Annotated in this window: 3 protein-coding genes (2 of these 3 cut by a window edge); all 3 read right to left on the reverse strand. The window is 73.0% G+C overall.

The annotated features are described in order from the left end of the window. Tightly spaced (each overlapping or abutting the next), the 3 genes in view from ACH34T_RS02175 to ACH34T_RS02185 form a layout consistent with a single transcriptional unit that may run on beyond the window. Positions 1-16,436, reverse strand: partial view of a non-ribosomal peptide synthase/polyketide synthase gene (locus tag ACH34T_RS02175; protein ID WP_395990196.1) — the 5' portion only. 14,740 nt of this gene lie to the left of the window's left edge; only the first 16,436 of its 31,176 coding nucleotides appear in the window; it begins with the start codon at positions 16,434-16,436; its stop codon lies beyond the left edge, outside the window. After that, positions 16,436-23,008, reverse strand: coding sequence for an amino acid adenylation domain-containing protein (locus tag ACH34T_RS02180; RefSeq protein WP_395990197.1), 6,573 nt, complete (start codon positions 23,006-23,008; stop codon positions 16,436-16,438). The genes ACH34T_RS02175 and ACH34T_RS02180 overlap by 1 nt, the downstream gene beginning before the upstream one ends. Continuing rightward, positions 23,005-26,666, reverse strand: the 3' portion of a protein-coding gene (locus tag ACH34T_RS02185) for an amino acid adenylation domain-containing protein (RefSeq protein ID WP_395990198.1). The gene runs 9,292 nt beyond the window's last position; 3,662 of the gene's 12,954 nt are visible here — the last part of the coding sequence; its start codon lies off the right edge, out of view; it ends in the stop codon at positions 23,005-23,007. The genes ACH34T_RS02180 and ACH34T_RS02185 overlap by 4 nt, the downstream gene beginning before the upstream one ends.

Below are 26,666 nucleotides of genomic sequence, written 5' to 3' on the forward strand. Positions count from 1 at the left end.
ACGCCCGCCGACCGCGTCAGGCCCGCCAGCGCGGCCGGCTCGGCGCGGTCGCCGGCCGACGCGACGACCAGCGTCCCGCCGCCCGCCAGCGCGATCACCAGTTCCCACACCGCCGCGTCGAAGCTGAACGGCGCCGCCAGCAGTCCGCGCGGGTCCTCGCCCAGCAGCGGCCACAGTCCCGCCGCGAGGTTCAGCAGTCCCCCGTGGGCCAGCTGCACGCCCTTCGGCACGCCCGTCGACCCGGAGGTGTAGATCACGTACGCCAGCTGACCTGGCTCCACCCTCGCCCGTTCCGGCGGGACGGCGGGCAGCGTGTCCAGCTCGGCGCGCACTTCGGCGTCGTCCAGCCACACCGCGTGGACGCCGCCGGTCAGGACACCGTCGAGTGCACTGGCCGCCGTCCTGTCTCCGACCAGCACCTGGGCGCCGCTGTCGGACAGCATGAACTCCAGCCGGTCCGCCGGGTACTCCGGGTCCAGGGGCACGAACGCCGCCCCGGCCAGCCACACTCCGGTGACCGCCACCACGAGCTCCGCGCCGCGGCCCGCGCAGACGCCGACGACCGACTCCCGGCCGACCCCCAGCGCACGCAGGTGATGCGCCAACCGCGACGCCCGCTTCACCAGATCGCCATAGGTCAGATGGGCCTCGCCGTACACGACCGCGACCGTGTCCGGGGACCGCTTCGCGTGCTCGACGAGCAGCTCGGGCACGCCGCCGGCTTCCGGCATCAGCTCCGCCGCCGCAGCGTCCGAGGCCCATCCCAGGAGCTCGGCGCGTTCGCCCGCCGACAGCAGCGATATGTCGCCGACCGCGCCCTCACCGTCGCCCGCGATGCCCGCCAGGACGGTGGCCAGATGCGTCCCCAACCGGCCGATCGTCCCCGCGTCGAACCGGGACAGGTCGTAGCTGAATCCGACCTCCAGCCCCGGTGACGTCCCGGCGACCACGACCAGCGGGTAGTTCAGCCGCTGGTGGCCGTGGGAGACGTCGCCGTAGCGGAGGCCGTCCTCCTCCGGCCCGTCCTCGCCCTCGTCCTCGGCTCCGGCTCCGGCTCCGGCCGGGAGGGGGTAGTTCTCGAACGCGAACACGACGTCGAACAGGGACCGCCCGGCCGGGATCTCGCTGGCAGCCTGGATGCCGGTCAGCGTGGTGTGCTCGAACCGGCGGCCCCGCGCCTGGACGGCCTGTATCTCGGCCAGCCAGGCGGCGGTCTGCCGAACGTCGTCGACCTTGATGCGGGCCGGGGTGGTGTTCATCAGCAGCCCGACCATGTCCTCGATGCCGTCGAGCTGGCCGCTGCGCCCGGACGACGCCACTCCGAACACCACGTCGTCGGTCCCGGCGTAGCGGGAGGTCAGCACCGCCCACGCCCCTTGCAGGACGGTGTTGACGGTCAGCCGGTGCCGCCGCGCGAACTCCACCACCTGGGCAGACGTGTCCCCTGGGAGGGGGGCCCAGACCATGTCGCGGCCGGTCAGGCCAGTCGCGTGCTCGACGCCCAGCGAGGTGGGCTCGGTGAACCCTTCCAGCTGCTCTCGCCAGTACCGCTCGGCCTCGTCCTGCTCCTGGCCGTCCAGCCAGGCGACGAAGTCACGGAACGGCCGCCGGTCGGGCAGCGCCGGGTGCCGTCCCGCCACCAGTTCCTCGTAGGCCTGGACGACCTCGCCGATCACGGCGGGGGCGCTCCAGCCGTCGAGAAGGAGGTGGTGGTAGCTCCACAGCAGCTGATGCCGCTGTTGGCCGAGGTGCACCATCGTGATCCGCGCCAGCGACGGCGCTCCGAAGTCGGCGCCCGCCGCCTCGTCGGCGGCCAGATGGTCGTCGATCGCCCGCTGCTGCGCGTCCTCGTCGAGATCCGACAGGTCGATCGTCCGCCAGGGCAGCGGCACCGACCGCGACACCACGGCAAGCGGCACCGGCACCTGCTCCCACACCACTCCGGTGCGCAGCACCTCATGCCGGTCGAAGACCAGGTCCCAGGCGCGGCGCAGGGACGGGATGTCCAGGTCGCCCTGCAACGGCAGCCCGATCCGCACCCAGTACATCCCCGTCCCGGGAGCCAGCCGGGAGTGGAACAGCATGCCCTGCTGCAACCCGGTGAGCGGGTAGATGTTCTCGACGTCCTGGCCGACCCGGCTCTGGACGCGGTCGAGGGCGGACTGGTCGAGCCTGGCCAGCGGGAAGTCCGACGGCGTGTAGCCGCCGGACTCCGGACGGCAGCAGTGGTCGATCAGCTCGCCGAGCACCTCGACGTACCGGTGCGCCAGCTCACTGATCGTCGCCACGTCGTGCAACTCGCCGCTGTAGTTCCAGCCCAGGGCCAGACGGCCGTCGACGACCTGGCCGCTGATCCCGATCACATGCGACCGGTCGCCCAGATCCGACTGCTCCCGTCCCAGCCCTCGCCCGACCGGCCGCAACCCTGCTTCGCCGCCGTTGGCGTTGGCGGTGTTGTTGTCGGCCGACTTGTTGGGGGTGGCCTGGCCGAGGTAGTTGAAGCTGATCTCGGCGGACGCGGACGGCCGCCAGTCCGACAGGTAGCGCAGCAGGCCGTAGCCCAGTCCGTGGCGGGGTAGCTGCCGGAGCGTCTCCTTGGTCGCCGCCAGCGCTGCGCCCGGGTCTGCTCCGCCGGGGAGCGCGACCGGGTACAGGCTGGTGAACCAGCCCACCGTCCGGGAGAGGTCTATTCCGGGGCCTTCTTCGTGGCGGCCGTGGCTTTCCACGTCCACCACCACTGGATTGTCGCCGTCCAGCCAGCGGCCCAGGGTCATGCCCAGCGCGGCCAGGAGCACCTCGTCGATCCGCAGGCGGGACGCCGCCGGGACCTCATGCAGGAGACGCGACGTCTGCTCGGCGTCCAGCCACACCCGCACCTCGCGGCCTGCGGCGGCCGCGTTGCCGCCGTCTGGGCGATCGCGCGGGACCGGACGGGTCTGGGCCGCGACCTGCTCCCAGTACGGCGCCTCTTCGGCCAGCTCGTCCGAGCCCGCCAGTTCCGTCAGGTACGACGACCACGCCGCGAAGGACGTCGTCTTGGCGGGCAGCTCCACCGGGTCTCCGGCCAGCACCTGCGCATACCCCTGCGCGAGATCACCCGCCAGGACGGGCCAGGACACCGTGTCCACGACCAGGTGATGTGCCACGACCAGGACCAGCCACGGCTCGTCGCCACGGTCGAACACCACGACCCGCATCAACGGGCCCGCTGAAAGGTCCAGCGACGCCTGGGCGGCGTCGGCCTCTCGGGTCAGCCACTCTTCTTCGTCGTCGAGGTCGGTGGGGCGCGGGCCCGCCACCCAGATCGCTTGCTCGGCGGACGCGTCGTCGACTCCGGTCACCCGGGACTGCCAGACGCCGTCCACCTGCTCGAACCGCGAACGCAGACCGTCATGGTGCGCCAGCACCCGCGCCACCGCTCCCCGCAACGCCTCCATGTCGACCGGCGACGCCGCCTCCAGCAGCACCGACTGGTTGAAATGGGACGGCTCCGGGAGCTCCAGGTCGAAGAACCATTTCTGCATCGGCGTGAGCGCCTGTTCGCCCTCCACCGCGCCCTGTTCGCCCACGACCACGTCGTCGGCCGCGACAGTGGCGAGTGAGGCGACCGTCTGGTGGTCGAACAGCTGCGCCACCGACACACCGACGCCCAGTCCGCGAGCGCGTGCCACGACCTGGATGCCGATGATCGAATCGCCGCCGAGCTCGAAGAAGTTGTCGTCCGCACCCACGCGATCCACGCCGAGGGCCCAACCGAACGCCTCGGCCAGGATCCGCTCCGTCTCGGTGCGCGGCGCGACGAACCGCCCGACTTCGGGACGGGCGGTGTCGGGGTCCGGGAGAGCGGCCCGGTCGACCTTGCCGTTGGGGGTCAGCGGCAGCGCCGCCAGCTCGGTGAACACCGACGGGATCATGAAGTCCGGCAGCCGGTTCCGCAGATACTCCCGCAGCTCACCGGCCGGAGGCAGACCACTCCCCTGATCGGCGGGCACCGCGTAGGCCGCCAGCCGGGCCGCGCCGCCGTCTCCGGAAGCCGCCACCACCGCCGACTGGATCCTCGGGTGCGCGGCCAGCGCGGATTCGACCTCACCCGGCTCGATCCGGTACCCGCGAACCTTCACCTGGTCATCAGCACGGCCGAGGAATTCCAGTTCGCCGGACGCGGCCCAGCGGGCCCGGTCACCGGTCTTGTAGAGCCGCGACCCGTCGCCCGCGAACGGGTCGGCCACGAACCGCTCCGCGGTCAGCGCCGGACGTCCCGCATACCCGCGAGCCACCCCGTCGCCACCGATGAACAACTCCCCGGCCATTCCGGTGGGGACCAGGCCCATCGATGCGTCCAGGACGTACAGGCGGGTGTTGGCGATCGGACGTCCGATCGGAACCTGACCGGGCACGTTCTGTCCGGCGGTGAGGGCGTGCACGCTGACCCCGACCACGGTCTCGGTCGGGCCGTACTCATTCACCACCACCGAGTTCGGTGCGTCCGCGAGCCAATCGGCCACATACGGCCCGGGCAGCGCCTCACCACCGACCACCAGATGCCGAGCGAGTTGCGCGATCTCGTGCGGAGGCATCAGTTCCCGGAGGAGTGGCAGGTGTCCGGGGACGACCTTGACCAGCCCGAACCCGCCCGCACTGCGGGCCACCTCGACCAGGTCCTCGGGGTCGCCGCCTTCGCTGATCACGATCGGTGTCCCGGTCACCAGCGGCGCCACCAGGCTGGTCACCGTCAAGTCGAACGACAACGACGAATGCAGCACCGCACCCGGACCACCCGCAGACAGCCCGTAGGCATCAGCGGCCCAGCTCACGTAGTTGACCAGACCGCCGCGGGTGACCTGCACACCCTTCGGCCGACCCGTCGACCCGGACGTGTAGATCACATACGCCAGACCGTCCGGGTGCGCCGTTGGCGACGGCGGGTCGGCGGGTGATGCGGCCACGGTCGCGACGACCATCGGGTCGTCCAGGCCAACGGTCTGGACGCGTCGCACCGGAAGATCCTCGACCAGCTCCACCGTGCCCAGCAGGACCGCGACGCGGCTGTCGGACAGCATGAACCCCAGGCGTTCCGGCGGGTAGTCGGGGTCCAGTGGGAGGTAGGCGCCACCGGCCAGCCATACCGCCAGCACCGAGGTCACCATGTCCGTCCCGCGCGGCAGGCACAGGCCGACGATGGTCTCGGGGCCTACGCCGACGCCGCGCAGATAATGCGCCAGACGGCTCGCGCGGGCGGCCAGCCCGGCATAGGTCAGCGACTGCTCACCGGACACCACCGCGACCGCGTCCGGATGTGCCGACGCCTGGGCCAGGAAAAGCTCAGCCGGGCCGTCCGCAGGCCACACCTCGGACGGGCCGGTCCCGGCGGCTTCCAACCGGGTGCGCTCGTCGGCGGTGAGCAGCGGGACCCCGGACAGTGGACGAGTCGCATCGGCGGCCACGGCGGCCAGGACGGTGCTCAGGTGCGCGGCCATCCGCTCGACCGTCGTCCGGTCGAACAGCGCCGTGGCGTACTCGATCATCCCCGTCAGCGGGCCGGAGCCGCCGTCGCCCACGATCAGACGCAGATCGAACTTGGCGAGGCCTCCGACCTGCTCGCCGTCCTCGGCCTCGTCGCGCGGGCCTTCATCGCCGAAGTAGTCGAAGAGCACCTGGAAAAGCGGGGTGCGGGAACGGTCTCGTTCGGTGACCAGCGCGTCTACCAGCTGCTCGAACGGGAGGTCCTGGTGCGCGTAGGCGCCCAGCGCCGTTTCCCGGACCCGGTTCACGACCTCGGCGAACGTCGGGTCCCCGGACAGGTCGGACCGCATCACCAGCATGTTGACGAAGAACCCGATCAGGTCCTCGGTCTCGGCCCGGTTCCGGTTCGCGACCGGGGATCCGACCACGACGTCTTCGGTGTCGCAGTACCGGCCCAGCAGCACCGAGAACCCGGCCAGCAGCGTCATGAACATCGTCGCGCCGCTGTCACGCGAGATCTCGCGCAGGCCGTCCGCCACCGATTCGGGGACGGTGAACCCGACGATCGCACCGGCGTTGGACCTAACAGGAGGCCGCGGACGGTCGGTGGGCAACTCCAGCACCGGCGTCCCGGCGAGTTGGTCCCGCCAGTAACCGAGTTGCTGGTCGAGGACGTCGCCGGTCAGCCACGAACGTTGCCAGGCGGCGAAGTCGGCGTACTGCACCGGGAGGGGCGGCAGCGGGTCCGGCTGCCCGGCCAGCGACGCCTCGTACAAGGCCAGCAGGTCCCGGCGAAGCACCTGGGTCGACCAGTCGTCGAAGACGACGTGATGCATGGTCAGCGCCAGGACGTGCCCGGCCTCGCCCATCCGGATCAGCACCGCCCGGACCAGCGGTCCGGCGGCCAGATCGAACGGAGCGGCGATGTCCGACGTCACCAGGTCCCCGGCGATCCGCAGCGGTTCGGCGACACCCGAGATGTCCACCACCGGCAGCGGAACAGCCGCAGGCGGATCGATCACCTGGTGCGCGACGCCGTCCTCGCCCGCGACGAGCCGGGTCCGCAACACCTCGTGCCGCGCCACCACGGCGGCCAACGCCGCAGCCAGCGCGGCCACGTCCACGTCCTGCCCAAGAAGCACCGGCGACGTCAGGACGTACTCCACCGATCCGGGCTGGAGCTGGTCCAGGAACCAAAGGCGCTGCTGCGCGAACGACAGCGGCAGCGGCTGGTCCCGAGGAACGACCGTCACCGGCGGGACCACCAGGCCCCGTGCGGTCTCCTCGATGACGCCCGCCAGGCTCCGCACCGTCCAGTGGTCGAACAGCGCGGCCAGGGGCAGCTCGACCCCGAACACCTCGCGTACCCGGGACATCATCTGGGTGGCCAGCAGCGAGTGCCCGCCGAGGGCGAAGAAGTTGTCCTCGGCCCCGACCCGGTCCAGGCCGAGCAGTTCGGTCCAGATTCCCGCGAGCAGTTCTTCCGTCACTCCGGACGGAGCGGGCACGTCGGCGTCCTGGTCCTGGCGGCTCGGCTCCGGGACCGGCAGCGCGGCCCGGTCGACCTTGCCCGCCGGGGTGAGCGGCAGGGCCGCCAGCTCGGTGAACACCGCGGGAACCATGTAGTCGGGCAGACGCCGGGCGGCGAACTCGCGGAGCGCGTCGGCCGCCGGGATGCCATCGGCCGGATCGGCGGGCACCAGGTACGCCGCGAGCCGCGCCGCCGCGCCGTCGCCCCAGGCGGTGACGACGGCGGCACGCACGTGCGGGTGCGCGGCCAGCACCGCCTCCACCTCGCCCGGCTCGATCCGGAACCCGCGGACCTTGACCTGGTCGTCGGCCCGGCTCAAGAACTCCAGCCGCCCGTCCGCGCGCCACCGGACCCGGTCTCCGGTGCGATACATGCGCGACCCGTCGGCGGCGAACGGGTCAGGGATGAACCGCTCGGCCGTGAGGGCGGGGCGTCCGCCGTAGCCGCGCGCTATTTGCGCGCCGCCGACGAAGAGTTCTCCTGTGACGCCGATCGGGACCAGGCCCAGGGATTGATCCAGGACGTACACCGTGGTGTTGGCGATCGGTTCGCCGATCGGCGCCCCATCTCCGGGGAGGCATTGTCCGGCCGAGGCGCACACTGTTGTCTCGGTCGGGCCGTAGGCGTTGAACAAACGCCGACCCTCAGACCAGGTCGCGGCCAAGCCTTCGTCGAGGCGCTCGCCTGCGGTCACCAGCGTTCCTACAGCGGGCAGTTCGCTCGTTCCCAGCGCTTGCAGCAGCGACGGCGGTACCGTCGCCACGCTCACTCCGGCCGCAGCCGCAAGAGCAGCCACGCGCTCGGGCTCGGCACGGTCCTGGGTCGAGGCCACCACCAGCGCGCCGCCCGAGGACAGCGCCATGACCAGCTCCCAGACGGAAGCGTCGAAGCTGAACGACGCGAACCCCAGCACCCGATCTCCCGGAGACACCCCGAACAAGCGCTGCTGCGCTACCGCCAACGCCACCACGCCGCCGTGCGGCACCTGCACGCCCTTGGGAGTGCCGGTCGAACCCGAGGTGTAGATCACGTACGCCAGACCGGCCTGATCCACCGCCACCGGCTCCGGCGGCGGCCCAGCCGCCAGCTCCGCGCGTGTCTGCGGCTCGTCCAGCCACACCACGGAGTCCGCGTTCGCGGCGAGGTCGGCGGCGACCGCGCGGTGGCCCACCAGCACTCGCGCGCCGCTGTCGGACAGCATGTAGGCCAGCCGCTCCGCCGGATATCCCGGGTCCAGCGGCACGTAGGCCGCGCCGGCGCGCCATGCGCCCAGTACCGCCGTGACCATGTCGATCCCGCGGTCCAGGCACAGGCCGACCACCGTCTCCGGGCCCGCGCCCGCCGCGCGCAGCCGTCCGGCGAGGCGTCCCGCCCGCTCCCACAGCGACGCGTACGTCACCGACACGTCGTCGCACACCACCGCGACCGCGTCCGGGGCAGACCTGACCTGCGCCGCGATCAGCTCGGGCGCGCTGTTCACCGGCGGCAGCGGCACGCGTGCGCCGTCGCCGCTCGCCACCACCTGCGTCCGCTCGGCGGCGGTCAGGATGGGCAGGTCCGCGACCCTCTGGTTCGCGTCGGCCGCGATCGCCTCCAGGACGACCGACAGGTGCCCCGCCATCCGGTCGATCGTCTCCGCGTCGAACAACGCGGTGCTGTACTGGAGCTCGCCCGTCACCTCGGCGTCGGAGCCGCCGAGCAGGAGCGCCAGGTCGAACTTCATCAGCGGCGCCCCGGCCAGCAGCCCCGCCTCCGGCGCGTCGTCCTCGTCGACCCGGCGGCCCGCCTCTCCGGCGGCGTAGTAGAACCAGACCTGGAACAGGGGGGAACGGGAGCGGTCGCGCTCGGTGACGAGGGCGTCGACGATCTGCTCGAAGGGCAGGTCCTGGTGGGCGTAGCCGTCCAGGGTGGTGTCCCGGACCCGGGCCAGCAGCTCGGCGAAGGTCGGCTCTCCTGCCAGGCTGGTGCGCATCACCAGGGTGTTGACGAAGAAGCCGATCAGGTCCTCGGTCTCGGCCTGCGTGCGGCCCGCGACCGGGGACCCGACGACCACGTCGTCGGAGTCGGCGTACCGGCCCAGCACCACGTCGAACGCGGCGAGCAGCGTCATGAACATCGTCGCGCCGGACTCGCGGGCCACCGCCCGCAGCCCGTCCGCCACGTCGGCGGGGATGCGCACGAGCGTCGAGGCGCCCGCGCTGGACGCGATCGGCGGCCGCGGACGGTCGGTGGGCAGCTCCAGCACCGGCGCGTCGGCCAGTTGCTCCCGCCAATACGCCAGTTGGCCGTCCAGGACCTCTCCGGCCAGCCAGGAACGCTGCCAGACGGCGAAGTCGGCGTACTGCACCGCGAGCGGCGGCAGCGGGTCGGGCTCACCGGCCCGGAACGCCTCGTACAGGGCCGCCATCTCGCTGCCGAAGATCCGTCCCGACCATTCGTCGGAGACCACGTGGTGCATCGACAGCACCAGCGCGTGCTCGTCCCCGCCCAGCCGGGCCAGGCACACGCGGATGAGGGGTCCGGCGGCCAGGTCGAACGGGGTGACGGCGTCCTGCACGATCAGCTGGTGCAGGGCGGCGACCGGGTCGGGCAGGCCGGACAGGTCCACCACCGGCAGCGGCACCGGCCGCGGCGGGTCGATGACCTGGTGGGCGACCCCGTCCGGCCCGGCGACCAGCCGGGTCCGCAGGACTTCGTGCCGTGCGACGACGGCCGCGAGCGCCGCACCGGCCGCGCGCACGTCGACGCCGGTGCCCAGCCAGATCGGTGACGGGACGTTGTACATCACCTCGTCCGGGTCCATCTCGTGCAGGAACCACAGGCGCTGCTGCGCGAACGACAGCGGCAGCGGCCGGTCCCGGGGGACGGGGACGATGGGCGGGGCGGCCGGCCCTCCGGCGGCGGCCTCGATCGCCGCGGCCAGGCCTGCCAGCGTCGGATGGTCGAACAGGGCCGCCAGGGCCAGCTCGGCTCCGAACACCTCCCGCACCCGCGAGATGACCTGGGTCGCGAGCAGCGAGTGCCCGCCCAGCTCGAAGAAGTTGTCGCCGGCGCCGACCCGGGACGTCCCCAGGACCTGCGCCCAGATCCCGGCCAGCAGTTCCTGCACCGGGCCGACCGGGGGCAGCCAGCCGTCGGGCTCGGCGTCCCCTTGTCCCGGGTCGGGCAGCGCGGCGCGGTCCAGCTTGCCCGTCGGGGTGAGCGGCAGGGCCGCGAGCTCGGTGAACACCTGCGGCACCATGAACTCTGGCAGCCGTCCGCGCGCGAACGCCCGCAGCGCGGGGGTCGGCGGGATCCCCGCCTGCGGGTCGGCCGGGACGAGGTACGCCACGAGCCTCGCGGCGGCGCCCTGCCCGTCGACCGTCGCCACCGCGGCCCGGACGTCCTGGTGGGCGGCCAGCACCGCCTCGACTTCGCCGAGCTCCACCCGGAACCCGCGCACCTTAACCTGGTCGTCGGCGCGGCCGACGAACTCCAGCTGGCCGTCCGTGCGGCGGCGCACGCGGTCTCCGGTCCGGTACAGCCGCGACCCGTCGTCGCTGAACGGGTCGGCGACGAAGCGTTCCGCGGTCAGCGCCGGACGGCCCGCATAGCCGCGGGCCAGCTGCGCCCCGCCGATGTACAGTTCCCCGGCCACGCCTACCGGCACCGGGTTGAGCCAGCGGTCCAGCACGAACAGGCGCGTGTTGACGGTGGCCGCCCCGATCGGCGGGCCCGCCTCGTCCAGCCGTTCCGGCGCGTCGACCGTGCCGGTGGTCACCATCACCGTCGCCTCGGTCGGGCCGTAGGTGTTGACCAGCCGCCGGCCGCCGTCCGCCCAGGCGCGCGCCATCGTCCCGGTCAGCCGCTCCGCGCCCGACAGGACGGTGCCCAGCCCGGGGACGCGCCGCGGGTCCAGCACCTCCAGGAGCGACGGCACCACGCTGGTCGCCTCCGCCCCCAGCTCCGTCACCATCCCCGCGAGGCGGGCGGGCTCGGCCCGCTCCGCTCCGGCCGCCACGACGAGCGTGCCGCCGCGTCCGAGCGTGACCGCCACGTCCAGGACGGCCGCGTCGAAGCTGAACGAGGCGAATTGCAGGACCCTGGTCCCCGGGGCCACGCCGAGGACCGGCCCGATCCCCGCCACCATGTTCACCACGCCCGCGTGGGGCACCTGGACGCCCTTCGGGGCGCCCGTCGATCCCGACGTGTAGATCACGTAGGCGAGCTGGTCCGGGTCGACGACTACCGGTTCCGGCGGGAGCGGTGACAGGTCGTCCAGTGCCGCGCGCGTGGCCGGGTCGTCCAGCCACACCGTGGGCAGGCCCTGCCCGGCCGACGCGGCCAGGTCACCCGCCGCCCGCCGGTCGGCCACCAGCGCGACCGCGCCGGAGTCGGCGAGCATGTACTCCAGGCGGTCCGCCGGATACTCCGGATCCAGTGGGAGGTACGCGCCGCCGGACAGCCACACCGCCAGCAGCGCCGGGACCATGTCCGCGTCCCGCGGCAGGCAGATCCCCACCACCGACTCCGGGCCCACGCCCAGCCCGCGCAGGTGCTGGGCCAGCCTGCCCGCGCGGTCCATCAGTCCGGCGTAGGTCAGCCACTTCCGGCCGCTCACCACCGCCGGGGCGTCCGGGCGCTCCGTCGCCCACGCCGCCACCAGCTCGGCCGCGCCGCTCACCGCGGGCACCGGCCCCGCCGTCTCGTTCCAGCGCCGCACCAGCTGATCCCGCTCGGCGGACGTCAGCACCGGCAGCCGCGACAGCGCCCGGTCCGGGTCGGCCGCGACCGTCCCCAGGACCGTCTGAAGGTGCCCCACGAGACGGTCCACGGTGGCCGCGTCGAACAGGGCCGTGCTGTAGTCGACGCGCCCGGCGACCGCACCGCCCGCGTCGCCCAACGTCAACGCCAGGTCGAACTTCACCGGGAACGCGCCGCCCAGCGGGTCGGGTGCCGGGGCCGTCCCGTCCGGGCCTGCGTCACGCTCGTCGGGCTGCTGGAAGCCGTAGCTGAAGAGCACCTGGAAGAGCGGGGTGCGGGACCGGTCGCGGTCGGTGACGAGCGCGTCCACCAGTTGCTGGAACGGCACGTCCTGGTGGGCGTACGCGTCCAGCGCCGTCCGCCGGACCCGGCCTATCACGTCGGTGAACGTCGGGTCGCCGGACAGGTCGGACCGCATCACCAGCGTGTTGACGAAGAACCCGATCAGGTCCTCCACCTGGGCGTGGTTCCGGTTCGCGACCGGCGACCCGACGACGACGTCGTCGGTGTCGGCGTACCGGCCCAGGAGCACCGAGAACCCGGCCAGCAGTGTCATGAACATCGTCGCGCCGTTTTGCCGGGCCACGTCGCGCAGGCCGTCCGCGACCGGCTCGGGAATGGTGAACGAGGTCGCCGCACCCGCATTGGACCGGATCGGAGGACGAGCCCGGTCGGTGGGCAACTCCAGCACCGGCGCTTCGGCGAGTTGGTCCCGCCAGTAGCCGAGTTGCTGGTCGAGGACGTCGCCGGTCAGCCATGCGCGCTGCCAGGCGGCGAAGTCGGCGTACTGCAACGCGAGCGGCGGCAGCGGATTCGGCTCTCCCGCCCGGAACGCCTCGTACAGCGCCGCCAGCTCACGCCAGAGAATCCGGTCGGACCATTCGTCGAACGCCACGTGGTGCACGGAGAGCGCCAGCACGTGCCCGGCCTCTCCCATCCGGATCAGGCAGGCCCGGATCAGCGGCCCGGCCGCCAGATCGAAGGGCGTAGCGGCGTCCGCCGCCAGCAGGTCCCGCGCCAGCGCGACGGGATCCGCCGCCGACGACACGTCCGCCACCGGCAGCGGGAACGCCCGTGGCGGGTCGATGACCTGGTGACCCTCCCCGTCAGGACCGGTCACCAGCCGGGTGCGCAGCACCTCGTGCCGGGCCGTGATCGCGCCGAGTGCCGCCTCCAGCGCGGACACGTCCAGGTCCTCGCCCAGCGGCATCACGGACGGGATGACGTATTCGGTGGAGTCGGGTTCGAGTTGGTCCAGGAACCACAACCGCTGCTGCGCAAACGACAACGGCAATTGCTGATCCCGCGGCACCGGACCCACCGGCGGCGCCACCACACCCGGCCGCACCCCATCAATCACCGCAGCCAGACCACGCACCGACGGCGCATCAAACAACGCCGCCAACGCCACCTCAGCCCCCAACACCTCCCGCACCCGCGACATCACCTGCGTCGCCAACAACGAATGCCCACCCAACGCAAAGAAATTGTCCGCAACCCCCACCCGCTCCAAACCAAGCAGCTCCGCCCACACCCCCGCCAGCAATTCCTCGGTAGCCGTGCTCGGCGCGACATACGCCGTCCCCAACTCCGGCCGCGCCACATCCGGAACCGGCAACGCCGCCCGATCCACCTTCCCCGCCGGCGTCACCGGCAGCCCCGCCAACTCGGTGAACACCGCCGGAACCATGTACTCCGGCAGATGCCGGGACGCGAACTCGCGCAACACCTCAGCCGCCGGAATGCCCTCTGCCAGGTCGGCGGGCACCAGGTAGGCGGCCAGCCGCGCCGCCGACCCCGCACCCCAAGCGGTCACCACAGCAGCGCGGACCTGCGGGTGCGCGGCCAGCACCGCCTCCACCTCACCCGGCTCGACCCGGAACCCGCGGACCTTGACCTGATCGTCGGCCCGACCCAAGAACTCCAGCCGCCCATCGGCGCGCCAGCGGACGCGGTCCCCGGTGCGATACATCCGCGACCCGTCAGCGGCGAACGGGTCCGGGATGAACCGCTCGGCCGTCAACGCGGAACGGCCGCCATAACCGCGCGCTACCTGCGCGCCACCCACGAACAGTTCTCCTGCGACGCCGATGGGCATCAGGCCCAAGGACTGGTCCAGCACGTACACCGCAGTGTTGGCTATCGGCTCCCCGATCGGCGCCCCGTCCCCGGGCAGGCATTGTCCGGCTGAGGCGCAGACCGTTGTCTCGGTCGGGCCGTAGGCGTTGAACAAACGCCGACCCTCAGACCAGCTCGTGGCCAAGCCCTCGTCCAGCCGCTCGCCCGCGGTGACCAGCGTGCCCACACCAGGCAGCTCGCCCGTTCCCAGCGCTTGCAGGAGAGAGGGCGGGAGGGTCGCGATGGTCACCCCGCCTGCGGCGGCCAGGTCGGCCACGCGTTGCGGCTCGGCACGGTCCTGGGTTGGGGCGACCACCAGCGCGCCGCCCGAGGACAGCGCCATGACCAGCTCCCAGACGGAGGCGTCGAAACTGAACGAGGCGAACCCCAACACCCGATCCCCCGCAGCAACACCGAACAACCGCTGCTGCGCCACCGCCAACGCCACCACACCGCCGTGCGGCACCTGCACACCCTTCGGAGTCCCCGTCGACCCCGAGGTGTACATCACATACGCCAAACCATCCCGACCCACCGCGACCGGCTCCGGCGGCGGCCCAGCCGCCAAATCCGTCCGCGTCTGCGGGTCGTCCAGCCACACCACGGAGTCCGCGTCTGCGGCGAGGTCTGCGGCGACCGCGCGGTGACCCACCAGCACCCGCGCGCCGCTGTCGGACAGCATCCATGTCAACCGCTCTGCCGGATAGCCGGGGTCCAGCGGCACGAATGCCGCACCGGCGCGCCAGACGCCGACCGCGGCGACCGCCATGTCGGTCCCGCGGTCCAGGCACAGGCCGACCACCGACTCCGGGCCCACGCCCGCTGCACGCAGGCGTCCCGCCAAGCGACCCGCCCGCTCCCACAACCCGGCGTACGTCAACGACACGTCGTCGCACACCACCGCGACCGCGTCCGGGGTGGACGTGGCCTGCTCCGCGATCAGTTCGTGGACGCCGTTCGCGCCGGGTACCGGCACGAGGGGGCCGTCGCCGGACTCCAGCAGTTCCCCGCGCTCGGCCTCGGACAGGACGGGCAGGTCGCTGATCGGCCGTCCCGCGTCCTCGGCGATGGCGGTCATCGCGGTGACGAGGTGGCCCGCCATCCGCTCCATCGTGGACGTGTCGAACAGCGACGTCCGGTAGTCGATCCTGCCGACCAGTTCGCCGCTGGCGCGGAGTTCCCCGAGTCCCAGGACGAGGTCGAACCGCACCGGCGGCGCGACGTCGAGTGAGAGGTCCGGCTCGTCGGGGTCGCCGTTCGGTTCGGCGAGGCCCTGGTCCGTGACAGCGGGGTCGTAGTTGAACAGGACCTGGAACAGCGGGGCCCGGGAGCGGTCGCGTTCGGTGACGAGGGCGTCGACGAGCCGCTCGAAGGGCACGTCCTGGTGCTCGTAGGCGCCCAGCGCCATGTCCCGGACGCGGCCCAGCAGTTCGGCGAAGGTCGGGTTCCCGGACAGGTCGGCGCGCAGGACGAGCGTGTTGACGAAGAACCCGATCAGGTCCTCGGTCTCGGCCCGGCCCCGGTTGGCGACAGGCGCGCCGACCACGATGTCGTCCTGGCCGCAGTACCGGCTCAGCACGACGTCGAACGCCGCGAGCAGCGTCATGAACATCGACGCGCCGTTCTGCCGGGAGATCTCCCGCAGCCGGTCCGCGACGGGCGCGGGGACGCGGAACTCGGCGGACGCCCCCGCGCCGGACGAGTCCGGTGTGCGGGGCCGGTCGGTGGGCAGTTCCAGGGCCGGCGCCCCGTCCAGGGTGTCCCGCCAGTAGTCCAGCTCGGCTTCCAGGACGTCCCCGGACAGCCAGGACCGCTGCCAGACCGCGAAGTCGGCGTACTGCACGCCGAGCGGCGGCAGCGGGTCCGGTTCTCCGGCCTGGAACGCCTGGTAGAGGGCGGACAGCTCGTCGTGGAAGATCCGTCCGGACCATTCGTCCGAGGCCACGTGGTGCATGGAGACCGCGAGCACGTGCCCGGGCGTGCCCAGCCGGATCAGACAGGCGCGGATCACGGGGCCGGAGGCCAGGTCGAACGGCGCGGCGGCCTCGGCCGCCACCAGGTCCCGTGCCACCGCCGCCGGGGCGGGCGCCTCGGACACGTCCACCACCGGCAGCGGCACCGGCCGCGGCGGGTCGATCACCTGGGTGGCGGTGCCGTCCTGCCCGGCGGGCAGCCGGGTCCGGAGGACCTCGTGCCGCGCCACGACGGTGCTCAGCGCCGCGTTGAGCGCGGGCACGTCGATGTCGGGGCCCAGCTGGACGTGCATCGGCACGTTGTATTCGGCCGATCCGGGGTCGAGCTGGTCGAGGAACCAGAGCCGCTGCTGCGCGAACGAAAGCGGAAGCCGTTCCCCGCGGTCCGCCGGGGTGATCGGCGGAACGGGCTGGACGGGCCGCACGGACGCGCCCTGCCGGGCTCCCAGCAATTCGACGATGTCGTCGCGCCATTCCTGGAGCCGTTGCCGAAGGTCGTCGGTCAGCACATTTCGCGGCGCGGAGACGCGGAGCCGTCCGTCGAGAAGGCTGAGGTGCACACCCTGGTCTTCGAGGTCCTTAACGAAATCTGAAGGAGAAATAGTCATCAGGAAGTACCATCCTCGCCGGGCCGTGCATCCTGTCCATAACTGCTCAATGCCTGGAGCACCTCGTCCTCTGACATGTGCTCGATCTCGTCCAAGATCTGCTCTTCGACCGCCCGGGCGAGGTCGCGCACGGTCGGCTCGTCGAACAGGGCCGCGAGGGGCACCTCGGTCCCGAACGCGTCGCGGACGCGGGAGATCACCTGGGTGGCCAGCAGCGAGTGGCCGCCGAGCTCGAAGAAGTCGTCGTCGGCCCCGACCCGCTCCACGCGCAGGACCTCGGTCCAGATCTCGGCGAGGAGTTCCTCGGTGGGCGTCGATGGCGCGGCGAACGCGCCGTCCAGGTCGGTGCGGGCGGTGTCGGGCGCCGGCAGCGCGGCGCGGTCGATCTTGTTGCTGGGGGTCAGGGGCAGACCGGCCAGCTCGACGAACACCGACGGGATCATGGAGTCCGGCAGGCTCTGGCGGAGGTGGTCGCGCAGTTCGCCGTGGGCGGGGATGCCCGCGGCCGGGTCGGCGGGCACCACATAGGCGACCAGCCGCACCTGCGCCGCCTCCCCGAACGTGGCGACCACGGCGACCTGGACGCCGGGGTGCGCGGACAGCGCCGCCTCGATCTCCCCCGGCTCGATCCGCACCCCGCGGATCTTGACCTGGTCGTCGGCGCGGCCCAGGAACTCCATCCGGCCAGCGGCGCTCCAGCGGACCCGGTCGCCGGTGCGGTACATCCGCGAGCCGTCGGCGGCGAACGGGTCGGCGACGAACCGCCGCGCCGTCAGCGCCGGACGTCCGCCGTACCCGCGGGCCACCCCGGGGCCGCTGATGAACAGCTCCCCCGGCACCCCGACGGGGACGGGGCGCAGCCGCGCGTCCAGCACGTACACCGTCGTCCCGGCGACCGGCAGCCCGATCGGCACGGGCGAGACCGCCTCCCGCATCAGCCAGGCGACGGCCGTGATGGTCGCCTCCGTGGGCCCGTAGGTGTTGAGCACGGGGACCGTGGTCCGCTCGAACCAGCGCGCCAGCACCCCGGCGGGGATCGCCTCGCCGCCCAGGTTCAGGAGCCGGAAGTCCGGCCCGAGCCCGTCGCCCGCCTGACCGACGCCCGTCGGGCCGTCGCCCGCCGGACGGTCTGAGGCCAGTAGGTCGGTGATGGCCAGTTCCCAGACCGCGGGGGTCATCTCCACCATCGTGACCCGCTCGGCCCGGATCTCCCGCAGCACCCGCTCGGGCGACCAGAGCTCGGCGCCGCGCAGTACCAGCCGCCCGCCGTACATGAGGACCGTGAACAGCTGGTCCACCGTCGCGTCGAAGGTGATGGAGGCGAACTGCAAGGAGTGGTCCGCCGGAGTGACCTCGTACTGGCGGCCCAGCTCGGCCAGCCGCACGCTCATGGCGGCGTGGTGGATGAGGACGCCGTTGGGACGTCCGGTCGAGCCCGAGGTGAAGATGACGTACGCGAGGTTCCCCGGCCCGGCCTGGGGCGGCAGGTCGTCGTCCGATCGGGCGTCGATCGCGGCCTGGTCGTCGTCGATCAGCAGCCGCGGCGCGGCGGCGGATTCGAGCCGGTCCACCAGCCCGCTTTGGGTGACCACCAGCGCGGCGTCGGCGGCTTCCAGCATGTACTGCATGCGCTGGCCGGGGTGGTCGGCGTCCAGGGGGAGGTAGGCGGCGCCTGCCTTGAGCACTCCGAGCAGGGCCACCATCAGGCCGGGGCTGCGCGGCAGGCAGACGCCGACCACGTCCTCACGGCCTATGCCGCGCGCTTGCAGATGCCGCGCCAGCTGGTTCGAGCGCGCGTTCAGCTCGCCGTAGGTGAGCTGGCGTCCGCCCTCCGCCACCGCTACCGCGTCAGGACGCTGCCGCGCCTGCTCCTGGATCATCGCCAGGACCGAGGAGCCCGCACCGGGTACCGCGTCCGGCTTCGGCGACGCGCCCGTCCCCCAGGCGTGGAGCTCACGGCGCTCGGCCCCGGACAGCAGGTCGAGTCCGCCTATCCGGCGGCGGGGGTCGGTGAAGGCCCGCAGCGCCGTGGCCAGATGCGCCGACATCCGCTCGATCGTCGCCTTGTCGAACAGGGCGGTGCTGTACTGGATGAAGCCGGTCAGGCCGCCCTCGCCGGAATCGCTGAGGGTGAGGTCGAGGTCGGCGAGGGTGAGGGGGCGGGCCGGCGCGTCCGCGTCCAGGGCGTCCTGGCCCTGGGCGTCCGGGACGGCGGGTTCCCGCTGGGGGCGGCCGACGTCCTCGCCCGCGCGGAGATAGCTGAAGAAGACCCGGAACAGCGGGGTGCGGGAACGGTCCCGGTCGGTGACCAGCGCGTCGACGAGCTGCTCGAACGGCAGGTCCTGGTGGGCGTACGCGCCGAGCGCGGTCTCCCGCACGCGGGCGAGGACGTCGGCGAACGTCGGGTCTCCGGACAGGTCCGCGCGCAGGACGAGCGTGTTGAGGAAGAACCCGATCAGGTCCTCGGTCTCGGCGCGGGTCCGGTCCGCCACCGGGGTGCCGACCACGATGTCGTCCTGGCCGCAGTACTCGCCCAGCAGGACCGAGAATCCCGCCAGCAGCGTCATGAACATCGTCGCGCCGCCCTCGCGGGCGACCTCGCGCAGCGCCTCGGTGACGTCGGCGGGCACGGCGAACTCCACGACCGCGCCCGCGGTGGACCGCACCGGCGGCTGCGGACGGTCGGTGGGCAGCTCCAGCACCGGCGCCCCGGCCAGCCGCTCCCGCCAGTAGCCCAGCTGCTGTTCCAGGACGTCCCCGGTCAGCCACGCCCGCTGCCAGGCCGCGAAGTCGGCGTACTGCACCGGCAGCGGCGGCAGCGGGTCGGGACGTCCCGCGCGGAACGCCTCGTACACCGCCAGCAGCTCCCGCCGCAGAATGCGCTCGGACCACTCGTCGAAGACCACGTGGTGCATCGTCAGCGCCAGCACGTGCCCGTCCGGGCCCGTCCGGACCAGGCAGGCGCGCAGCAGCGGCTCCGCCGCCAGGTCGAACGGCGTGGACGCGTCCGCCGCGAGCAGCGCCCGCGCCGCCGCCTCCGGATCGGCCAGCTGGGACACGTCGGCCACCGGCAGCGGCACCGGCCCCGGCGGGTCGACGACCTGGTACGCGACGCCGTCGGACCCGGCCACCAGCCGCGTCCGCAGCACCTCGTGCCGCGCCACGACCGCGTCCAGCGCCGCGCCGAGCACGGCCACGTCGACACGCTCGTCCCAGCGCACGCTCAGGTGGACGACGTACTCGGCCGACTCCGGCTCCAGCTGGTCGAGGAACCACAGGCGCTGCTGGCCGAACGACAGCGGCAGCGGCTCGTCCCGCGAAACCGCCGTCACCGGCGGGACCGCCACGCCCCGCGCCGTGCCCTCGATCACCTCGGCGAGGCCCCGCACGGTCGGATGGTCGAACAGCGCGGCCAGCGGCAGCTCGGCCCCGAACACCTCCCGCACCTGCGACATCAGCCGCGTGGCGAGCAGCGAATGCCCGCCGAGCTGGAAGAAGTCGTCGTCGGCGCCGACCCGGTCCACGCCCAGCACGCGGGCCCAGATCCCGGCCAGCAGCTCCTCGGCGGGGCTGGACGGCGCGGTGTACCGGCCGTCCAGGTCCGGACGGCCCGTGTCGGGAGCCGGCAGCGCCGCCCGGTCGATCTTCCTGGCCGGGGTCAGCGGCAGCGCGGCCAGCTCGGTGTAGAGCGCGGGGATCATGAATTCGGGCAGGCTCTCGCGCAGATGCGCGCGCAGCTCGTCCACCGGGGGGATGCCTTCGGCGTGGTCGGCCGGGACGAGGTAGGCGGCCAGCCGGCGGCTCGCGTCGTCCCCCCAGGCGATCACCGCGGACGCCCGGACCGCCGGGTGCGCGTCCAGCGCGGCCACGATCTCGCCCGGCTCGATCCGGAAGCCCCGGATCTTGATCTGGTCGTCCACCCGGCCTAGGAACTCCAGCTGCCCGTCGGCCTGCCACCGGACGCGGTCGCCGGTCCGGTACATCCGCGTCCCGTCGGCGGCGAACGGGTTTGCGACGAACCGCGCCGCGGTCAGCGCCGGGCGGCGGCCGTAGCCGCGGGCCAACTGCTCGCCGCCTATGAACAGCTCGCCGGCCACCCCGACCGGCACCGGGTCCAGCCGGACGTCCAGGACGTACATCCGCGTGTTCGCGAGCGGCCTGCCGATCGCCGGACCGCCACCCCGAGCAGAGTCCTGAGCGGACGGGCTGTCCTGGGCGGACGGGCCGACGCGTGCGACGCACGCGCCGACCGTGGTCTCGGTGGGGCCGTAGCCGTTGAGCATGCGGTGGTGGTCCTGCCAGGCCGCGGCGAGGTCGGCGTCCAGCCGCTCCCCCACCGTGACCAGCGTGCCGAGCCCGCGCAGATCGCCGGGTTCCAGCACCTTCAGCAGCGACGGCGGCATGACCGCCAGCCGCACGGCCCGGTCCCGGACCAGCCCGGCCAGCAGGCCGGACTCGGCGCGCTGCCGCACCGTGGCGACCACCGCCGTCCCGCCCAGCGCCAGCGCCATGACCAGTTCGGCCACCGCGCCGTCGAAGCTGAGGTGCGCGAACTTCAGCACCCGGACCCCGGGACCGGCCCCGAACACCGCCGCGAACGCGGCCGCCATGTTGACCACGCTGCGGTGCGCCACCTGGACGCCCTTGGGCGTGCCCGTCGAACCCGAGGTGTAGATCACGTACGCCAGCCGTCCCGGGCCGCCCGCCGCCGGGGCGGGAGGCGTGGCGGGCGCCGCCGCGACCGCGGCCCGGATCGCCGGATCGTCCAGCGCGATCGCGGGCAGCCCGGCGGGCAGGGACGCGGGCAGGCCGGTCCCGACGACGATCGCCGCGCCGCTGTCGTCCAGCATGAACGCCGTCCGGTCCTTCGCCTGGTCGGGGTCCAGCGGGAGGTACGCTCCGCCGGCCAGCCAGACCGCCACGATGGCGGTCACCATGTCCGGACCGGGCGGCAGGTGCAGGCCCACCACCGTCTCCGCCGTGACTCCGGCGCCGCGCAGCCAGTGGGCCAGCCGGGACGCGCGCGCCACCAGCGCGGCGTATGTCAGCGACAGGGAGCCGCATTCCACCGCGACGGCGTCCGACGCCGCCCGCTCGGTGATGAGTTCGTCCACGCCGCCGACGGACGGCGTCGGCATCGCCGTGTCGTTCCATTCGTCGATGACCTGGCGCCATTCCCGCTGGGCGAGCACGGGGAGGTCGGCGACCGTCCGGCCGTCGTCCGCGGCGATGGCCTCCAGGACCTCGGCCAGATAGCGGGCCATCCGCTCGACGGTGCCCGCGTCGAAGTGGGACCGGTCGAACAGCAGCCGGACGCCCAGCTCGTCGCCCCAGTTGACGATCACGCCCAGCGGCTCGTTGGCCTGCATCTCGGCGGGCTGGGTCCGCTCGATCCGGAGGCCGGTCTCCGCGGCGCCGGCACGGCCCCGCGCGGCCGGGGTGGGGTAGTTCTCGAACACGAACAGCGTGTCGAAGAGCGGCTGACCGGCGGCGAGGCGGCTGCTGGCCTGGATGTCGGTCAGCGCGGTGTGCTCGAAGCGGCGGCCCCGCACCTGCCTGGCCTGGACGGCCCCCAGCCACTCCGGAACCGTCTGACCGGCGTCGACCCCGATCCGGGCCGGGATGCTGCTCATCAGCAGCCCGACCATGTCCTCCATGCCTTCGAGCTGGCCGCTGCGCCCGGACGACACCACGCCGAACACCACGTCGTCGGCGCCGGTGTAACGCGACGTCAGCAGCGCCCATGCTCCCTGGACCACGGTGTTGACGGTCAGGCGGTGGCGTCGCGCGAACTCCGCTATCCGGGTGGTGGTCGCGGCCGGTAGACGGGTCGAGACCGTGCCCCGTCCGGTCTGGGCGGTCTGGCCGGTCTGGGCGGTCTGGGCGGTCTGGGCGGGCGTGTGGGCTATGACTAGGGAGGTGGGCTCGGTGAACCCTTCCAGGTGCTCTCGCCAGTACCGCTTGGCCTCGTCCTTGTCCTGGGCGGCGAGCCAGGCGACGAAGTCGCGGAACGGGCGGCGGCCCGGCAGGTCCGGCCGCCGTCCCGCCGCCAGGTCCCGGTAGGTCTGCAGGACCTCCCTGATCACCACCTGGGCGCTCCAGCCGTCGAGCAGGAGGTGGTGGTAGCTCCACAGCAGCCGATGCCGCTCCTCGTCCAGGCGCACCACCGCGACGCGCACCAGCGACGGCGCGGCGAAGTCGGGGCCCTCGGCGATGTCGGCGGCCTCGTGGTCCGCGACGGCCCGCCGCTGGACGTCCTCGTCCAGGCCGGACAGGTCGATCACCCGCCAGGGCAGCGGCACCGACCGCGACACGACCGCCACCGGCACCTTCGCCTGATCCCACACCCCGGTGCGCAGCACCTCGTGCCGGGCGAAGACCAGCTCCCACGCCTCGCGCAGGGCGCCGAGGTCGAGGGGGCCGTCCAGCCGCAGCCCGTACTGGACCCAGTACATCCCCGGTTCGGCGGCCAGCCGGGAGTGGAACAGCATGCCCTGCTGCAGCCCCGTCAGCGGGTAGATGTCCTCGATGGCGCCGCCGCGCGGTCGCGCCGTCAGATCGAACGCCGTCATGGCCGACCTCCGGAATCGGTGCTCTCGTCGGGCCGGGCCACCGAGCCGAAATGCTGGGCGATGAGGTCCAGGGAGGTGTCGTCCAGGTCGGCCAGCGGGAAGTCCGACGACGTGAAGCCGCCGCCGCCCTCCGGACGGCAGCAGTGGTCGATCAGCTCGCCGAGGGTCTCCAGGTACCGGTGCGCCAGTTCGCTGATCGTCGCCTCGTCGTGCACCTCGCCGCTGTAGTTCCAGCCCAGGAGCAGGCGGCCGTCGACCACTTGGCCGATGATCTCGACCACGTGCATCCGGTCGCCGTCGAGCGAACGCGCCTGACCGCGCGGCCCCTCGACCGGCCGGAACAGGTCGTTACCGGTTCGGTCGTCACCGGCCTGGTTGGGGGTGGCCTGGCCCAGGTAGTTGAAGCTGATCTCGGTGGTCGCGGGCGGCTGCCAACCCGCCAGGTAGCGCAACAGGCCGTAGCCCAGGCCATGGCGGGGGACCTGCCGGAGCGTCTCCTTCGCGGTCGCCAGCACCGTACCCGGGTCTGTTCCGCCCGGGAGTGCGACCGGGTACAGGCTGGTGAACCAGCCCACGGTTCGGGACAGGTCTATCCCGGGACCTTCTTCGTGGCGGCCGTGGCCTTCCACGTCCACCACCACTGGACCGTCGCCGTCCAGCCAGCGGCCCAAGGTCATGCCCAGCGCGGCTAGGAGCACCTCGTCGATCCGCAGGCGGGACGCCGCCGGGACCTCATGCAGGAGGCGCGACGTCTGCTCGACGTCCAGCCACACCCGCACTTCGCGGCCTGCGGCAGCGGCGTTGCCGCCGTCTGGGCGGTCGCGCGGGACCGGACGGGCCTGGGCCGCGACCTGCTCCCAGTACGGCGCCTCTTCGACCAGCTCGTCCGAGGCCGCCAGTTCCGTCAAGTACGACGACCACGCGGCGAACGACGTCGTCTTGGCCGGTAGCGCCACCGGGTCTCCGGCCAGCACCTGGCCGTACGCGGACGTCAGGTCCTCCACCAGGACGGGCCAGGACACGGTGTCCACGACCAGGTGATGCACCACGACCAACACCAGCCACGGCTGATCGCCGCGGTCGAACACCACGATCCTCATCAGCGGGCCTGCCGAGAGGTCCAGCGACGCCTGGGCCGCGTCGGCCTCCCGGGTGAGCCACTCTTCTTCGTCGGTGAGGTCGGCGGGGCGTGGGCCCGCTTCCCAGATCAGGTCTGCGGCCGCCGCGTCGTCGACTCCGGTCACCCGGGACTGCCAGACGCCGTCCACCTGCTCGAACCGCGAACGCAGACCGTCGTGATGCGCCAGCACCCGCGCCGCCGCGTCCCGCAACGCCCCCGCGTCGACCGGCGACGCCGCCTCCAGCAGCACCGACTGGTTGAAATGGGACGGCACCGGCAGGCCCAGACCGAAGAACCACTTCTGCACCGGCGACAGGGCGTGCTCGCCCTCGACCGCGCCCTGGTCCGCCGCCACGACCACGTCACCGGCGGCCGCCGCGGCCAGCGACGCCACGGTCTGGTGGTCGAACAGCTGCGCCACCGACACCCCGACGCCCAGTCCCCGGGCGCGCGCCACGACCTGGATGCCGATGATCGAATCGCCGCCGAGCTCGAAGAAGTTGTCGTCCACGCCGACGCGGTCCACGCCGAGGGCCCGGCTGAACGCCTCGGCCAGGATCTGCTCGGTCCTGGTGCGCGGGGCGACGAACCGGCCGACCTCGGGGCGGGTGTCGTCCGGGTCCGGGAGGGCGGAGCGGTCGACCTTGCCGGTGGGGCTCAGCGGCACGGCGGTCAGCTCGGTGAAGGTGGACGGGATCATGAACTCCGGCAGCCGCGTCCGCAGGTGCTCCCGCAGGTCGGACACCGAGGGGAGCCCCGCGACGCGGTCGGCCGGGACCAGGTAGGCCGCCAGCCGGGCCTGGGCTCCGTCCCCGACCACGGCCACGACCGCCGACTGGACGCCGGCGTGCGCGCCCAACACCGACTCGATCTCGCCCGGCTCGATCCGGTAGCCGCGCACCTTGACCTGGTCGTCGACCCGGCTCACGAACTCCAGCTGCCCGTCGGCGCGCCACCGGACCCGGTCGCCGGTCCGGTACAGGCGGGAGCCGTCACCGGCGAACGGGTCGGCGACGAACCGTTCCGCCGTCAGCCCGGGCGCGCGGAGGTAGCCGCGGGCCAGGCCGGTGCCGCCGATGAACAGTTCCCCGGCGACGCCGACCGGGACAAGGCGCAGCGATTCGTCCAGGACGTACAGGCGGGTGTTGGACAGCGGGGCGCCGATCGGCAGCGCTCCGCCCGTCCCCGGCTCGTCGTCGCGGGTCTCGTCCGGCAGGCGGGTGTAGGAGGTGACGTCGATGGTGGCCTCGGTCGGGCCGTACACGTTGTGCAGCGGCACCGGCAGCACCTTGGCGAGGGCGGCGGCGGTCAGCTCGGTGAGCTGCTCCCCGCCGCACACCACCTGCCGGACGCCCATGCACGCGGCCAGCCCGTCGTGCCCGGTGAGAAGCGTGAGCATGGCCGGGACGGTCGCGAGGACGCTCACCCGCTGCGCCGCCATCGTGTCGATCAGCCCGTCGACGTCCGCGCCAGGCCCGGACGGCGGGACGACGACCAGCGTGCCCCCGGCGGCCAGCCCCGGGTACAGCTCGATCCCGAACGCGTCGAAGCTCGGCGACGACGACACCAGCACCCGGTCGTGGGCCGTGACGCCGAACCGGCGGTTGAACCAGTACACGTAGTTGACCAGCGCGTCGTGCCCGACCATGACGCCCTTGGGCCGTCCGGTCGAGCCGGAGGTGTAGATCACGTACGCGAGCTGCCCGGGCCGCGGCGGCACGGCCTCGGCGGGCGCCGCCGCCTCCAGCGCGGGCCGCACCATGGGGTCGTCGAGCGCGATGACCCGCATCCGCCGCAGGGGCAGGTCGTCCACCGTCTCGGACGTGCCGATCAGGACGGCCGCGCGGCTGTCGGCGAGCATGAACGCGAGCCGTTCCGGCGGGTACGCCGGGTCCAGCGGCAGGTGGGTCGCGCCCGCCTGCCAGACGGCCAGGACGGCGACGGTCAGATCGATCCCGCGGGGCAGGCAGAGCCCGACGATGGTCTCCGGCCCGACCCCGACGCCGCGCAGGTAGCCCGCCATCCGCCCGACCCGTGTCATCAGGGCGGCGTAGGTGAGGGACTGTCCCGCGCACGTCACGGCGACCGCGTCCGGGTGGGCGGCGGCCTGGTCGGCGACCAGTTCGTGCACCCCGGCGGCCTGCGCGGGCCAGGACTCGGCGGTGTCGTTCCATTCGACGGTGAGCCGCTCGCGCTCGGGGGCCGTCAGCATCGTCAGCGCCGAGACGGGACGGTCGGCGCCTGCGGCGACCGCGTCCAGGATCGTGCCCAGGTGCCCGGCCATCCGCTCGATGGTCGACGCGTCGAACAGCGCCACCAGGTACTGGATGACGCCGGACAGCTCGCGGCCGTCGTCGTCGAAGATCACCCGGATGTCGAAGCGGGAGATGGCGCCCGTCCAGAGGCCCTCCAGCACTCCGGGATCGAGGTTCTGGTGCGGGCCGTCCTCGGTGAGGAAGTAGTTGAACAGCACCTGGAAGAGCGGGGCGCGGGACCGGTCGCGGTCGCTGACCAGCGCGTCGACGAGCTGCTCGAACG

This window comes from Actinomadura sp. 9N215, from assembly GCF_044326345.1.
Lineage (GTDB): Bacteria > Actinomycetota > Actinomycetes > Streptosporangiales > Streptosporangiaceae > Spirillospora.